Origin of the sequence: Streptomyces sp. NPDC058665, from assembly GCF_042714995.1 — a bacterium.
Lineage (GTDB): Bacteria > Actinomycetota > Actinomycetes > Streptomycetales > Streptomycetaceae > Streptomyces.
Window position 1 is genome coordinate 10,988 of the sequence record NZ_JBHXRX010000066.1, and the last position, 13,132, is coordinate 24,119.

Genomic DNA, 13,132 nt, shown 5'->3' on the forward strand with positions numbered 1-13,132 from the left:
CCTCCCTAGGTTGTCGCCCAGTCCGTGGCAGGACGCGATCAGAGCGCGCGCCAGTCGAGCACGCCGTCCGCGAGCTCGTTGATCGTGGCCAGAAGCCCGAGGCGGGCCTCGCGCAGCTTCAGGTCGTCTGCCATCACGGTCACTTCGTCGAAAAACGCGTTGACGGGGCCGGTGAGCGGCCGGGCTGCGTCGATGAACTCGGCCAGGTCGGCAGGCCGGCCCGCGTCGAGCCGTACGGCCGCCTTATGGACCGCTTCGCGGAGCGCGAGTTCGACGGCGCCCGCCGGCACGTCCGGGTCGTAGTGGGGCGCCGTGCCCCGCTCCACGATCCGGCGGACCCGCTGCAACGCGGCGGCCAGCGCGATGAACTCCTCGTCACCGCTCCGTCGCTCCAGCTCGGCCAGCGCGGCGTCCGCCGTCGCCGGGGCATGGGCCAGCGGGAGCACCGCACGCACCAGCCGGTACTCGTGACCGGCGTCTAGCAGTTGCCGCTCATAGCGCAGGACCGTGAACTCCAGGGCGTCCGCCAGCGCCGTCTCCGGCACCTCCACACCATGCGCCCGCACTTGACGGGCGGCGGCGGCGAGGCCGATGTCCAGCCGGACAGGCGCAAGCTGCGGGAACGCGCGGAGGATGCGTACGATGCCGCCCCCCGCCCTGCGCAGCCCGAACGGGTCGGAGCTGCCGGTCGGTGACGCGCCGACCGAAAACAGCCCTACAAGCAGATCGAACCGGTCGGACAGGGCCAGCAGCGCGCCGGGGACGCTCGAAGGCAGGCGGTCCCCCGTGCCGTACGGCTGCTCCATCTCGGAGAGTGCTTGCGCGACTTCGGGCGTCTCGCCGGCCCGGAGCGCGTACTCACGGGCCATCGTTCCGGCCAGGCTCGACAGCTCGATGACCATACTGGTCGCCAGGTCGAACTTGGCGAGCCGCCCGGCCCTGTTGAGCGTGGCCCGGCCGACTCCGCCGAGCCCCGACAAGTCGGCCAGTTCGGTGGCCGCCTCGGCGATCCGGTCCGCCCGGTCCGCCATGGAGCCGAGCCGCTCCTCGAAGGTCAGCTTCTCCAGGCGGGCCCTGTGCTCCTCCGGGGCGGACTTCTGGTCGGCCCGCCAGAAGAACGCGGCGTCCTCGTAACGGGCCCGCAGAACCGACTCGTTGCCGGCCAGCACCAGTTCGGAGTCGCAGGGGCCGTTGGCCACGACGACGAAGTGCGGAAGGAGGCCGCCGTCCCCGCGGACCGGCAGATAGCGCTGGTGCTTGCGCATCACCGTGGTCAGAACCTGCTCGGGCAGGTCGAGGTACCGCTCGTCGAACGACCCGAGGATGACCTGGGGCCGTTCGACGAGGTTGGCCACCTCGTCCAGCAGCGCCGACTCGCCCTCGACATCAAGGGTAGCGTCCACGCCGGCGACGAGTGCCGTCGCGTCCTCGACGATGGCACGGCGCCGTGCCGCCGCGTCCAACACGATGCCGTACGAGGCGAGGAACGCCGGGTAGCCGTCGGCCGAGGGGACGTCGACCTCCGGCTCCGGCGCCGTCCGGAGCACACGGGTGCGCTGTCCCGAAGTCAGCGATGAGACCGCCACCGGGACCACCGTCTCGCCGAGCAGCGCCACCAGCCAGCGCACCGGCCGGGAGTAGGAGAGGCCCGCGTCGCGCCAGCGCATGTTCTTGTCCGCGCGCATCTCCGAGACCACCGCGCCGAGCACCTCGCCGAGCACGGTGACCGCCGGCCGGCCCAGCTCGGTCCGGACGGCCGACACGTGCTCGGCCCCGAATTTCCAGACCCGCGCCAGGGACTCGACGGCGACGCCCTGGCTACGGGCGAATCCCAGGGCCGCGTTCGTGGGCCGGCCCTCGGCGTCGAAGGCCGCCGCGACCCGGGGACCGCGCACCGTCCGCTCGGTATCGGGCTCCGTGGACCGCACCGCGTCCACGATGAGCACGATCCGGCGGGGTGTGGCGTGCACGGTCATGGCGCCGTGGTCCAGCCGGGTGGCCCCGAGCTTCTGGGCGAGCGACTCGGCGACCGCCTGCGCGCCGCGCGTGACCTCACCGTGCGGCAGTTCCTCGACACCGATCTCGAACAACAACGTGGCGGTCCCGTCGACACCCGGCAGCTCGGCGGGCAGCTGTGCGGGGGGCGGCGGCGTCACGACGCCGAGCGGGTGGCCCTGCTCCGCGCGCCGCTCGGCCCACAGCCGGGCGGCCTGTCTGGTCAGAGTGCGCATCGTGGCGAACGTCCTGGCGCGCTCGGTGGTGCTGACCGCGCCGCGGGCGTCGAGCACGTTGAACACGTGGCTGCACTTGAGGACGTACTGGTACGCGGGCAGCGGCAGCCGTGCGGCGATCATCCGTTCCGACTCGGCGGCGTAGTTCTCGAACAGCCGCCGGTTGACGTCGATGTCGGCGTCGTCGAGGTAGTAGCGGCTCATCTCGTATTCCGACTGCCCGAAGAGCTCGCCGTAGGAGATGTCCGGCGCGTAGGTGATCTCCTTGAAGTGGCTCACGCCCTGGAGGGCCATCATGATGCGCTCGACACCGTAGGTGATCTCCACCGACACCGGGTCCAGCGTGATACCGCCGGCCTGCTGGAAGTACGTGAACTGGCTGATCTCCAGGCCGTCCAGCCACACCTCCCAGCCCAGTCCCCACGCGCCGAGCGCGGGCGAGGCCCAGTTGTCCTCCACGAAGCGGACGTCATGGGCGCGTACGTCGATGCCCAGGGCCTCCAGGCTGCTCAGATACAGCTCCTGCGGATTGCCCGGGTCCGGCTTGAGAATGACCTGGAACTGGGTATGGGTCTGGAGGCGGTTGGGGTTCTCGCCGTAACGGGCGTCGTCGGGACGCACGCTGGGCTCCACGTAGCCGACGCGCCAGGGTTCGGGGCCGAGGACACGCAGTGCCGTCGCGGGGTTGGCGGTACCGGCTCCGACCTCGGTGTTGAACGGCTGCGCGACCGTGCACCCCCGGTCGGTCCAGTACTTCTGCAACGCGAGCAGCGCGTCCTGCATTGTCAACACGGGACTTTCCTTTGATCGGTGACTCTTTTTCGTGCGCTCGGACCGAGCGCGGGGAGGAAGCAGAAGCTCAGCAGCCAGGCCAGCAAGCAGATGACCAGGGCGCCGAGAATGAAGGTGTTCGGCATGTCGCGGTCGAGCAGTCCCCCGGCCAGCAGGGGGCCCAGCACGTATCCGGCCGAGGTCGCCGCACCGTATATTCCGTTGACCCGGCCCCGGTTCTCGTCCGTGGCGACCGCGTTGACCATGGTCGGCATCGCGACGGAGAAGAAGCATTCGCCCACCGCGAACACGGCGATGGCGGCACAGCTCACCAGCAGCGCGGTGGTCAAGTCCGACATCGCCACCGCGAGCAGGATCAGACCCCAGCAGGAGGCCCAGGAGACGGCCACCACACCCAGTGACCGCTTGGGCGCGAAATTGCGGAAGACCGGAAGCAGGTACAGCTGGGCCACGACCACGACGGTGGTGTTCGCAGTGAACAGGACGGCCAGCTCGCGGGGGCCCATGCCCCGCGTCTCCACCAGCACGGCGGAGAACCCGGATTCCAGCTGCGAGTAGCCGGCCAGGTAGAACAGGCAGGTCACACCGAAGATCGCCAGGATCCGGCGGTCCGCCAACAGCGCCCGGTAGGAGACCGAGGCGGTGCTGCCGGCCTCCTCGTCGGAGGCGCGGGCCGCGGCGGGTGCCTGCCGGTACCCGCGCAGCACGACCACGCCCACCACGACGAAGGACGCGGCGTTGATCAGGAACAACAGCTGGAACGCCCAGGCCTGGCCGCCCACCGTCGCCAGACTGGCGATCAGGCCGCCCACCCCGACCGCGAGGTTCATCATCGTGAAGTTCAGGGCGAACACGGTGGGTCGGTCCTTCTCGCTCACCGCTTCCGCCAGGAGCGCGTACCAGACGGAGTTCGCCCCGATGCCGACACCGACGATCAGCGCGGCCAGCATCGTCTCCCACACCGTCGTGGCCACGGCGTACAGGACCATCCCCGCGGCCGACACCAGCATCGCGCCGAACACGGTCCGCGTGCGCCCGAAGCGGTCCGAGGCCCATCCCGCGACGGGGCCGCACAGGAAGGCACCGAGCGAGGTCAGTGACACGGCACCGGTGGCGACCGAGACACTGAAGTCCTGGACACGGGTGAGATAGACGATCAGCAGCGGATAGACCAGCCCGGTGCCCAGGGAGTTGACACCGCTGGCTCCGAGCAGCCCCCAGACGGGCCGGGGCAGGCTTCTGATCTGTGCCAGATAGGCAACCTCAGTCGACATCGCCCGCCTGCTTCTCCAGCAGGTAGTACCTCAGGAACCCGCAGCGCAGCCGCGTCTCGCGGGACATGTAGTCCTCGGCCGCGCGCAGAGTACGGATGTCGTCCGCGGTGAAGTCACGATACGGAAAGTCGGCGTACCGCTCGTGGTCGGCCTTCCTCAGCCGGTCGCCGAGGGCTTCGTAGAGCGCGTCCAGCTCCGGGTCCCCGGCGTTGTAGAACTTGGCGCGCCCGAAGAACAGATGGGCACCGTCTTCCGCGACCAGGCGCAGGCCGGCGGCCGACGCCAGATCAGGCAGGGAGATCTCCTCGTGGGAGTCCTCGTAGACACGCCCCTCGGACGTCACTGTGCGCAGGAACGAGCGGAACACCGCACCGTGTTCGTTGGGCACCGCGACCAGCACATACCGATTCGACTTGGCGGCGCTCAGCTCCAGGAAGGCCCGCTGCCGGGCAGGTTCGAAGTGTTCGATCACTCCGACGTGAAAGACGAGGTCGGCGGGGGCGAGCCCGGCCGTCACCGCGTCGTCGTCGAAGTCCCCCGACACCAGTTCCGGTGCCGGCGTCCCGAGACTCGCCGCGGCTTCTGCGGCGAGCTCCAGGGCCACCGGGTCCCGGTCCACTCCGACACAGCCGACGCCGGTGGCCTGGAGCTGCGTGAGCAAGGTGGCCGAGCCGCAGCCCAGTTCCAGGGCGGTGCCGACGCCGTCCAGTCCCGTGAGCAGATCGCGCACCGTCAGCAGGGACTGCCACTTCGTCGGCTGCCAGTCGCGGTAGTCGTGCCCGGGGTGGGACGACAGGTAGGACCGGAAGTCCGCCAGCTCCGTACTCCAGTAGGTCATCCGTCCTCCTCAGGGCCGTAGTGAGACGCCGTTGAGGCGTGGAACGAGCTGGAGTTCCCTGATGTCGTACTGGTCCAGCAGCCACATGAGCCACCGCTCCATCCCCATCCCGAAACCGGACGTGAGCCTCGGTGTCTCGGTCTTCATGCGGACGTACCAGTCGTAGGACTCGACCGGGACCTCGTGGTGGTTCAGCGCCCGGACCAACGCCTTGCCGTCCGTGTGCCGTTCGCCGCAGCCGACGACCTCTCCGGGGCCGAACAACAGGTCCGCGTTGCGGGCCGACCGCATGCTGTCGTCCTCGTACGCCTGGTAGAAGGGGACGGACAGATGGTCGTAGTGGGTGACCCAGACGAAGGGGCTGATCTCCTTCAGCAGCCGCAGCTCGCCGTGTCGGGTCAGGGTGCGTATCCCGTCGCCCAGTGTCCGTACCGCGGCCTCGTCGTCGGACAGACGGGCTGCCGCCTCGGCGAACGTCATGCGTGCGAACGTGTCGCCCGTGGCCATCCTCTCGACGTGCTGTACGGAGCCGGCCACCCGCGCCAGTTCGTCCGCGTACTCGGTCAGCACCGTCCGGGCGAGTTCGCGGAGGTACTCCTCGCTCGTGCGCATGACGTCGTCGAGGCCACCGCTGATCTCCGCCTCGCTGTGGAAGAACTGGTTGAGGTGGGTGGCGTCGGCGTCCTCACCGCGGAAGCTCGGCATGAGGTACCACACGCCGTCCTCGTTGAAGCGGCAGCCGTACTCCAGCATGAACTGCATCGAGTCCGCGAGATACGTCTTGCGGTCGAACATCTCCACCGACACCGGCGCGCTGTCACTGCCCAGCCCCATCGGGCTCGACACCGAGTCCGTCGTGATGGGCAGGTGCATGCATTTGGCGCCGCGTTCCGTCCAGAACCTGGTCGTCACCCGCGTCGCGAGGTCCTGGAGCCCGATCAGAAGGCGGTAGAACGGGTCATCCATTATGCGGATGAACCTGTCGGCGTCGGGGCGCCAACCTCCATGGTCGAACCTGGGCTGTTGTGTCATCGCTTCCTCCTGCCGCGAGTGTTCCGGATTCAGTGCTTCTCGTCCCTTATCCGTACGCTCAGCCCACGCATGGCCGACAAGGCGTTGAGCATGGCGGTCTCGGCGCTCTCACCCCGCGCCGAAAGAATCGCCACCGCGCCCCACAAGTCGTTGACGGAGCCCATGCGCGCCCCTGTCTCGCGGGTCTGGTGCAGCACGATCGATCCCTCGTGCCTGTCCAGGGTTTCCGTGCCTTCGATCCGCTCGAAGATCCCGGTCCGCGGCGGGTACAGAACGGCGTTGGCGATTCCCCCACGCGCTTGCAGGGGTTCGTCGAGCAGCTGCGGCCTGTTGCCCAGCGCCATGTCGGCGAACGCCTCGTACAGGTCCGTGCCCAGGACCTCCGAGAAGTGCTCACCGCAGGGCCCGCCCGGAATGCGGGGGTTGATCTCGACCACTTCGAAGCCGGTGTCGGTGATGATGAACTCGGTGTGGGCGAACCCCGACGTGTAGGAGACGGACCCCAGCACGCTCTTGATCCACTCGTCCAGGCGCCGCATCCGCTCCTGCGGGAGCTGGACCGGGAAGGTGAACACCTCCTCGCGGAAGTGGGGTTCCGCGGACAGCACCCGGCCGGAGATGCCGAGCAGTCGCGTCTCACCGTTCCAGGAGATGGTCTCCACGCTGTAGAGCGGGCCGACGAAGTACGGCTCGGCGAGAAGCCGGCCCTGTGGCCGCGCCCGCCGGATGGCGTCTAGGTCTTCGCGGTCGCGTACCAGCCATACGTCGTGGCTACCGCTGCCCGCCCGGTCCTTGACGATGAACGGGGTTCCCACCAGCCGGGCCGTGTCGTCCCAGTCCGCGTTGTCCGGATCGAGCGGCACACTGCTTCCCGCGGACAGGCCGGCGTCGAACAGGTGCTGCCTGAGCTTCATCTTGTCGCGGACGAGACGTACCGCCTCGGCGTTCTGCCGGGCCAGCCCGCGCTCGCCGGCCACCCGCAGCGCGGGGGTCACGCCCTCCTCGACCGGGTGGATCACCCCGTCCACCGGGCCGATCTCGGCGAGGACCCGCTCGATGTCCTCGGGGTCCTCGATGTTGGCCTTGTGCATCACCGGACCGCTCGAACCCGACCGCCGGACATCCCACGAGAACACCTCGGGGTTCTCCGCGAGCAGGTGCAGCACCGCTCCGCGGCGCCTGGCGGCCTCCGCGAGGCGGGCCGCTCCGAAGAACATCCAGTCGAACGTGATCAGGTTTTTCATGAATTCTCTTCCAGTTGAATAAGGCCATGCGGGAGCAGGGTGCCCACCCACGCGTCGGCCCGGGAGCCGTCCCGCATCGGGAGCCGGCCGGGGGCGACGCCCTCGATGCCGAAGCCCACCTGCTGCGCCACACTCCGCGAGCGTTCGTTGCCGAACTCGGCGGCCCACACGATGCGCCGCAGCCCCAGCTCCTCGAAGGCCCAGTGGGCCAGGGCCCGGGTCGACGATGCCGCCACCCCGCGCCCCCGTGCCCACGGGGCCGTCCAGTAGCCGACCTCGCCGGTGGCCTGTGGCAGATCGAGCTCCACCAGGCCGGTGGCGCCCAGCAGGTCGCCGTTCGCGTCGGTGACGCAGAACAGCGCGCTGCGCCTCTGCTTCCACCCGGCGTCCGCGATGCCGACGAACGCCACCGCCGACTTGCTGGTGTACGGGACCGGCACGGTGGTCCAGCGCTGTATCTCCTCGTCCTGGCATGCCTCGTGGAGCCGGGTGACGTCGGTCGTCCGCCAGGGGCGCAGGACGAGTTCGCCTTCCGCGGGCAAGGAGGCGGGGAGTTCATCGTTCATCGGGCTTCACCGCCGGTGATGCGTCGAGGACGGTTTCCGTCAGGGTCCGTACGGACACGCCGGTGCTGTCCGCGGTGACCGCGACCGGGCTTCCGATCGGCAGCGTGAGTATCGGGTCGGTGTGGCCGAAGGGCATGTCGGCCACCACGGGAATGCCAGGGGGCAACAGGTCGAGCACGAGGGCGGCGAGGTCCTCCGTCCGACGAGGCAGCAAGGGGGCGATGGGCACACGACCGATCAGCACAGCTGTGACCTGGTCGAGGAGGCCGAGATGTCTGATGTGGCGCAGCCATCTGCGCATGGCCTCCGGCTGACCGCTCGTCGCCGTCGCCTCGACGGCGAGCACGGTCGGCCCCTCGGGCGGCTGCCACCACGCCGTCCCGGCCAGCAGATTTATCGTCGGGAGGTTCCCTCCGAACAGGACACCACCACCGGTCCCCTCCCGCACCACCAATGGCTTCGCCGGCCCGTAGGAGGCACGGACGAACTCGTCCCCCGCCGCCCAGTCGGTGTCCTGCTGGGTGTACCAGTCCGGCAGCGCCCACTCGCCGGGGCGACCGTCCAGGACGGTCGTGACGAGGCTGTCGACGGACTCCCGATGGGGCCGCGGCCATTCGCCGAACTGCGGCAGGGCAGCGGCACCGTAGAAGACAACCGCTTGCGTCATCGCCTGGTAACCGAGGAGCACGGCGGTGCTGTCGCTGTACCCCACCAGTGGCTTGCGGGGGGCCTGTGCCGCCCACGAGGCCATGTGCTCAAGCATGTCGTTGGAGTTGAACCCGCCGACACTGAACATGACCAGGCCCACCTCGGGGTCCTCCATCAGGTGGCGCAGCGCGTTCGCCCGCGCCTTGGCCGAGCCGGCGACGATGCCGGGGAACTCGGCTTCGGAAACGAGCCTGACCGGTCTGCCGAGAGCCTCCCGCAAGGCCCCCTCGGCGCGTGCGGTGCGCCGCGGGAAGCGGCCGAACGCGGCGCTGCTCGCGGAGAGCAGAGCGACGGCCGCACCGGGAGCAGGACGAGGTGGAGGGAGGTAGAACGCCACTCCTGACTCCCCGTCGTCCTGACGCAAATTCACCATGCTCCTCGTTCTCGTCCCCTGGACCCGCTGTTTCCGAATGGCGAGCGGCCCTACGCCCAGCCCATCCCCGGGACGAGCTCCTTCGGCCTCTTGAACCAGTCCAACGTCCCGGCCTCACCCTCGAAGATGGCGTGCACCCGCGGAAGCTGGCTGAGTACCCATGTCTCGATGTCGAACTGGCTGGGGAATTCGTCGAGTTGTTCGGCCCACGTGACACACCGCCAGAAGGCGTCGAAGTGGTTCTCGATGATCGCGTCACGGTGCGCGAGGACGATCTCCCGCTCGGAGGCACACAGCGGTGCCACCACGTCGAACAGCAGGCTCGCGTAGAGCCGCATGGCTTGGAACGTCGTCGCGACCTTGGCGTCCTCGTATCGCTTTCCGACGAACTCGTGCTGCGAGGCGACTTCCTGGTACCAGTTGATGCTGCCGTGAGAGGCGGCCATCGGAAGCGCGTTCGAGGGCTCCGAGCTGGGCCGGGTGAAGATCTGGAGCAGGTCGTCGTAGCCTTCACGACTCATGTTGCTCGCGCCGAGCGGTGTCTGCTCGAAGTCGACCAGTGTCCTGGTGAAGAAGTAGAGGTCGTAGTAGCGCATTTCCTCGGCCAGCTCGACGTTCGCCTTCAGCTCGTCGACCGACATCGTCGGATCGAAAGTGATCATGCCGAGGTTGATCCGGATGTTCCGCTTGGCCAGTTCGCTGATGACCAGCCCGTACTGCTCGGGCCGCTGCGGCTTGGTGTAGCTCTTGAGCCGGTTGGTGGACGTGGACTCGAAGCCCGCGAAGACCGTGTCCAGACCCGACCGTGCCAGCAGGTCCAGTGGCTCCTGTTTCTTGGCCAGGAAGACCAGGCTTTTCACAAGGGAGTTGACGTAGTAGTTCATCTTGATGCCGCGCTCGATGAGCAGTTCGGCGATGCGCAACGCCCGGCCGACACCGCTCTCCCCGTTGTCACCGAAGTAGTCCTCGTCGACGAAGGTGACCCGGGTCACGCCGTGCTCGCGGTACAGGTACTCCATCTCGTCCACGACGTTCTCCGCGCTGCGTGCCCGCCACTTCGGCTGGAGCGCGACGGCCTGGTACGGCAGCAGGTAGCAGAAGGAGCACTTGGCGAAACCGCAGCCTCGGCTGGAGTACATCGAGACTCCGTGGCCGTACTCGCGGATCAGGGGGAGCAGGTCACGCACCGGGAAGGCCAGCGAGTCGAGGTCCATGATCGGCGCGGGAGGCGTCAGCCGTCCGTTCTTGCCGTCGTCCCACGCGATGCCACGCACCTTCTTCGGATCGCCCTCGTCGCGCAGGATGGCCTTGCACAGCTCGACAAGGGAGATCTCGCCGTCGCCGACGACGACGTAATCCACCTGTTCGTGGGCCACCAGGGTCTTCCAGAGCGGGGACGCGTACGCACCGCCGAAGACGATTACGGCGTCCGGATCGCGCTCCTTGAGCACCTTGGCGATGCGAAGCGCCTGTTCGATGGTGTTGTGGAAGATCGCGAAGCAGTAGATCGGCGTGTCAAACATCTGCACGACACGGGTGAGCTCGTTCTCGTCGAGCCGGTGGCAGTATCCGTCCACCAGCTCGGTGGTCAGGCCGGCGGCCCGGGTCTGCCCCGCCAGCATCGTGTAGTAGGTCGGCTCGGCCGGGAAGGTGTGGTGGAACAGCCCGTACAAGAACGACGGCGGGATGGTATCGACGTACCGAGCCGGTGCCGACTCCTTGCCCCGTGTGCCCGGTGCGCCCTCGACCGGGTTGATCAGAAGGACTTCGGGACTCCAGGACGTGATCGTCACTTTCAGATCTTCGACAAGGTCCCTGGTGCTCAGATCCGCGTACATTCACTGCCTCCTACTTGTCGCCCTGGTACTTGACTCCGCGCAGGGCCCGGCCGGTGGTCGGCACACCGCATCCCTCGCACGGCTGTTCGTCGTGCAGCTCGCCGTAGCAGATCCCGGCGATGTCGTTCGGCCGCGCTCGTTCGACGAGGTCCGCTCGGCACCGTGTCGCCTCGCAGACCGGCAACTTCGCCACTACGCCGGAGGCCAGCGCCTCCGACAGCAGCCGGGTCGCGTCCTGTGTCCAGTCCTCCTCCACGCCTTTGAGATACAGCGCGGCTATATCGGCGGCCTCCCGCGGATTCCCGAAGGGCTCGCCCCCGTCGACGCCGGGCCGGACGACGCTGCCCGTTCCATTGGGAGACAGGCGCAGCGCGACCGGTGCCCCGAGGTCCCTGGCCCGGGCGAGCCGGTCGGTGACACCCCGCCCGTCCGCCACGGTGCTCGCGCGCATGCCCCGGTCACGAAGCGTGGCCAGCACCGGCTCCAGGTCGGCGTCGGCCAGGCCCTTCCGCTCCGGCACGACGGCCACCTGGGTCGGCGCCAGTCGCGGGTGGTACATCCGCCGGTCGGGCCGCAGCGAGTGGGCCAGCACGGCCAGGATCAGGCGTGCCGAGAACGCGAAGTTGAGCATCCGCACCGGCGCGCCTCGGTACTTGACGCCGAGCAGTTCACTGAACCGGACTCCGAGGTCGTACACCGACGTGAGGATGGTGATCTGCCCGTTGGGCATCAGCACCACCAGTTCCAGGCGCCGGTCGGCGTACTGGGTGGCGCCCTGGTCCAGACGCAGCCGCTCGACGGCCATGACGGGGAGCCCGATCTCCGCGCAGATCCGCAGCGGAGCGGTGACCAGAAAGTCGATCTCGTCGGCGCCGTCGCCCACGTACGCCGTCTGCGCCTCGAAGAACGGCCACACCACCCGTTCCTTCCACAGCGGACGCAGTGAGCTGGTCTCGTGGCGCGCGACACTGCGCACGGTCATCACACGGAGTGGGGGCTCCTCACCGGCGTCCAGCCACCCGGCGAAGACGGGGCAGATCTGGGCTTCGATGGTCGAGGCGACGACCTGGTCGCTCCGGGAGAAGTAGAGCCTGCTGTCGAAGTCCTTGATGGACTGCGCCTGTCGGCGCAGAAGGTCCCGGGGCACCACGGACGGCAGGCCGATCTCCCGGTAGCCGGCCGCGCGGAACTCGTCGAGGAAGTGGTTCACGACCAGCAGGCACAGCTCGGTGCCGTGGGCCTGCCAGGAGCTCGCCCCGTACATCGGATACCGCGTGTCGAGGATGCTTGCCCGCTCCAACTGCTCGCGCAGGTCGCTCCACACGTTGTGGCTGTCGAGTCTCATAGCGCGCCTCCGAGTTCGAGCAGTGCCCGCTCGGAGAAGTAGAAGAAGGTCACGGTGGCCGTGCCGTGCGAGGAGTCTCTGGTGGCGTAGCGGATCCGCAGGCGGGGTGGCAGCGCGGACTGGTCGGCGCCCTGTGCCACGGCGAGCACCCGGCCGGACCGTGTCCAGATCCGTGCGGGGGCGGTGAGCCCCCAATGCCCGTCCTCGTGCCGCAGTCCGGGCAACAGCTTTCCCACGGTGTCGTCCATGACGGCGTCCGCGGCGGCCGGCGTCTCGGTGAGCAGTACGCCGCTGACGCAGACGACGTCCTCCTCCTGGCCGGCGGAGACCGGCGGTGATGCCGGGCCGACCGTGTAGCAGCCAGTGGGCAGGTCGCGGTGGCTCCACTGTCTGCCGCGCAGTACGGACAGCGCCTGGAAGCAGATGCCCGCGATGGGCAGAGCGCCGCACGCCTGCTCCGAGAACGCGGTCGTGACGGGGATGACGCGGGCGTCCGGGCTCAGCAACGGGCGGGCGTCGGCCAGCGCCTGGGAGGCGAGGATGTCGGGGAGGTGCACTCGCTTGACGGCGGCGGAGTCAAGAACCCTGCCCACCGCCTCAGTGCCGGCCCGGACACGGCCCATCCCCGAGTCGGTGAGCAGGTGGTGGCCCGGCAGCCCGTCATAACTCTCGATCAACTGGGTCATTCGGATTCCACGTGTAGTAGGGATTCCCACGCGTTCTGACACGCTGTAATCCGTGGTCTCTTCGAAATCGACCGGCCTGGTTCTTCCCGAGGCCGACGAGGGATCCGGCCTTCGATGGACGGCCGTCCCTGGACAGATATGAGGTTACGGTTCCGGCGCGAGCCGGAAACTACGGAAACACGTACCCGCGCCCGCCGCCGACGCC

At 68.7% G+C, this 13,132-nt stretch carries 10 protein-coding genes; all 10 read right to left on the reverse strand.

What is annotated here, in order from left to right; genetic code table 11:
• Positions 1-38: 38 nt before the first annotated feature.
• From ACFWV8_RS31590 to ACFWV8_RS31635, 10 genes are read right to left on the reverse strand one after another with little or no spacing between them, the layout of a single operon-like run.
• Positions 39-3,014: a glycine--tRNA ligase gene (locus tag ACFWV8_RS31590; protein WP_384211911.1), complete on the reverse strand. Its 2,976-nt coding sequence runs from the start codon at positions 3,012-3,014 to the stop codon at positions 39-41.
• A 2-nt stretch (positions 3,015-3,016) separates the two neighbouring features.
• Positions 3,017-4,297 (reverse strand): MFS transporter, encoded by a 1,281-nt coding sequence (locus ACFWV8_RS31595; protein WP_384211839.1) that lies wholly within the window; start codon positions 4,295-4,297, stop codon positions 3,017-3,019.
• Positions 4,287-5,135, reverse strand: coding sequence for a methyltransferase domain-containing protein (locus ACFWV8_RS31600; RefSeq protein ID WP_384211841.1), 849 nt, complete (start codon positions 5,133-5,135; stop codon positions 4,287-4,289). The genes ACFWV8_RS31595 and ACFWV8_RS31600 overlap by 11 nt, the downstream gene beginning before the upstream one ends.
• A 9-nt stretch (positions 5,136-5,144) precedes the next feature.
• On the reverse strand, positions 5,145-6,167 hold the full coding sequence (locus ACFWV8_RS31605; protein ID WP_384211844.1) for an amino acid--tRNA ligase-related protein: 1,023 nt from the start codon (positions 6,165-6,167) through the stop codon (positions 5,145-5,147).
• 29 nt (positions 6,168-6,196) lie between these two features.
• Positions 6,197-7,411 (reverse strand): ATP-grasp domain-containing protein, encoded by a 1,215-nt coding sequence (locus ACFWV8_RS31610; RefSeq protein WP_384211850.1) that lies wholly within the window; start codon positions 7,409-7,411, stop codon positions 6,197-6,199.
• Positions 7,408-7,977, reverse strand: coding sequence for a GNAT family N-acetyltransferase (locus ACFWV8_RS31615; protein ID WP_384211855.1), 570 nt, complete (start codon positions 7,975-7,977; stop codon positions 7,408-7,410). The genes ACFWV8_RS31610 and ACFWV8_RS31615 overlap by 4 nt, the downstream gene beginning before the upstream one ends.
• Positions 7,967-9,058 carry an LD-carboxypeptidase gene (locus ACFWV8_RS31620; protein ID WP_384211861.1) on the reverse strand — a complete coding sequence of 364 codons (1,092 nt, stop codon included), beginning with the start codon at positions 9,056-9,058 and terminating at the stop codon, positions 7,967-7,969. The genes ACFWV8_RS31615 and ACFWV8_RS31620 overlap by 11 nt, the downstream gene beginning before the upstream one ends.
• 50 nt (positions 9,059-9,108) lie before the next feature.
• Positions 9,109-10,851: a B12-binding domain-containing radical SAM protein gene (locus tag ACFWV8_RS31625; protein WP_384211865.1), complete on the reverse strand. Its 1,743-nt coding sequence runs from the start codon at positions 10,849-10,851 to the stop codon at positions 9,109-9,111.
• Positions 10,852-10,906: 55 nt separating this feature from the next.
• Positions 10,907-12,241, reverse strand: a complete 1,335-nt coding sequence (locus tag ACFWV8_RS31630; RefSeq protein ID WP_384211872.1) for a hypothetical protein — start codon at positions 12,239-12,241, stop codon at positions 10,907-10,909.
• Positions 12,238-12,927 (reverse strand): hypothetical protein, encoded by a 690-nt coding sequence (locus ACFWV8_RS31635; RefSeq protein WP_384211878.1) that lies wholly within the window; start codon positions 12,925-12,927, stop codon positions 12,238-12,240. Before ACFWV8_RS31635 ends, ACFWV8_RS31630 begins: the two co-directional genes overlap by 4 nt.
• Between the last annotated feature and the right edge of the window lie 205 nt (positions 12,928-13,132).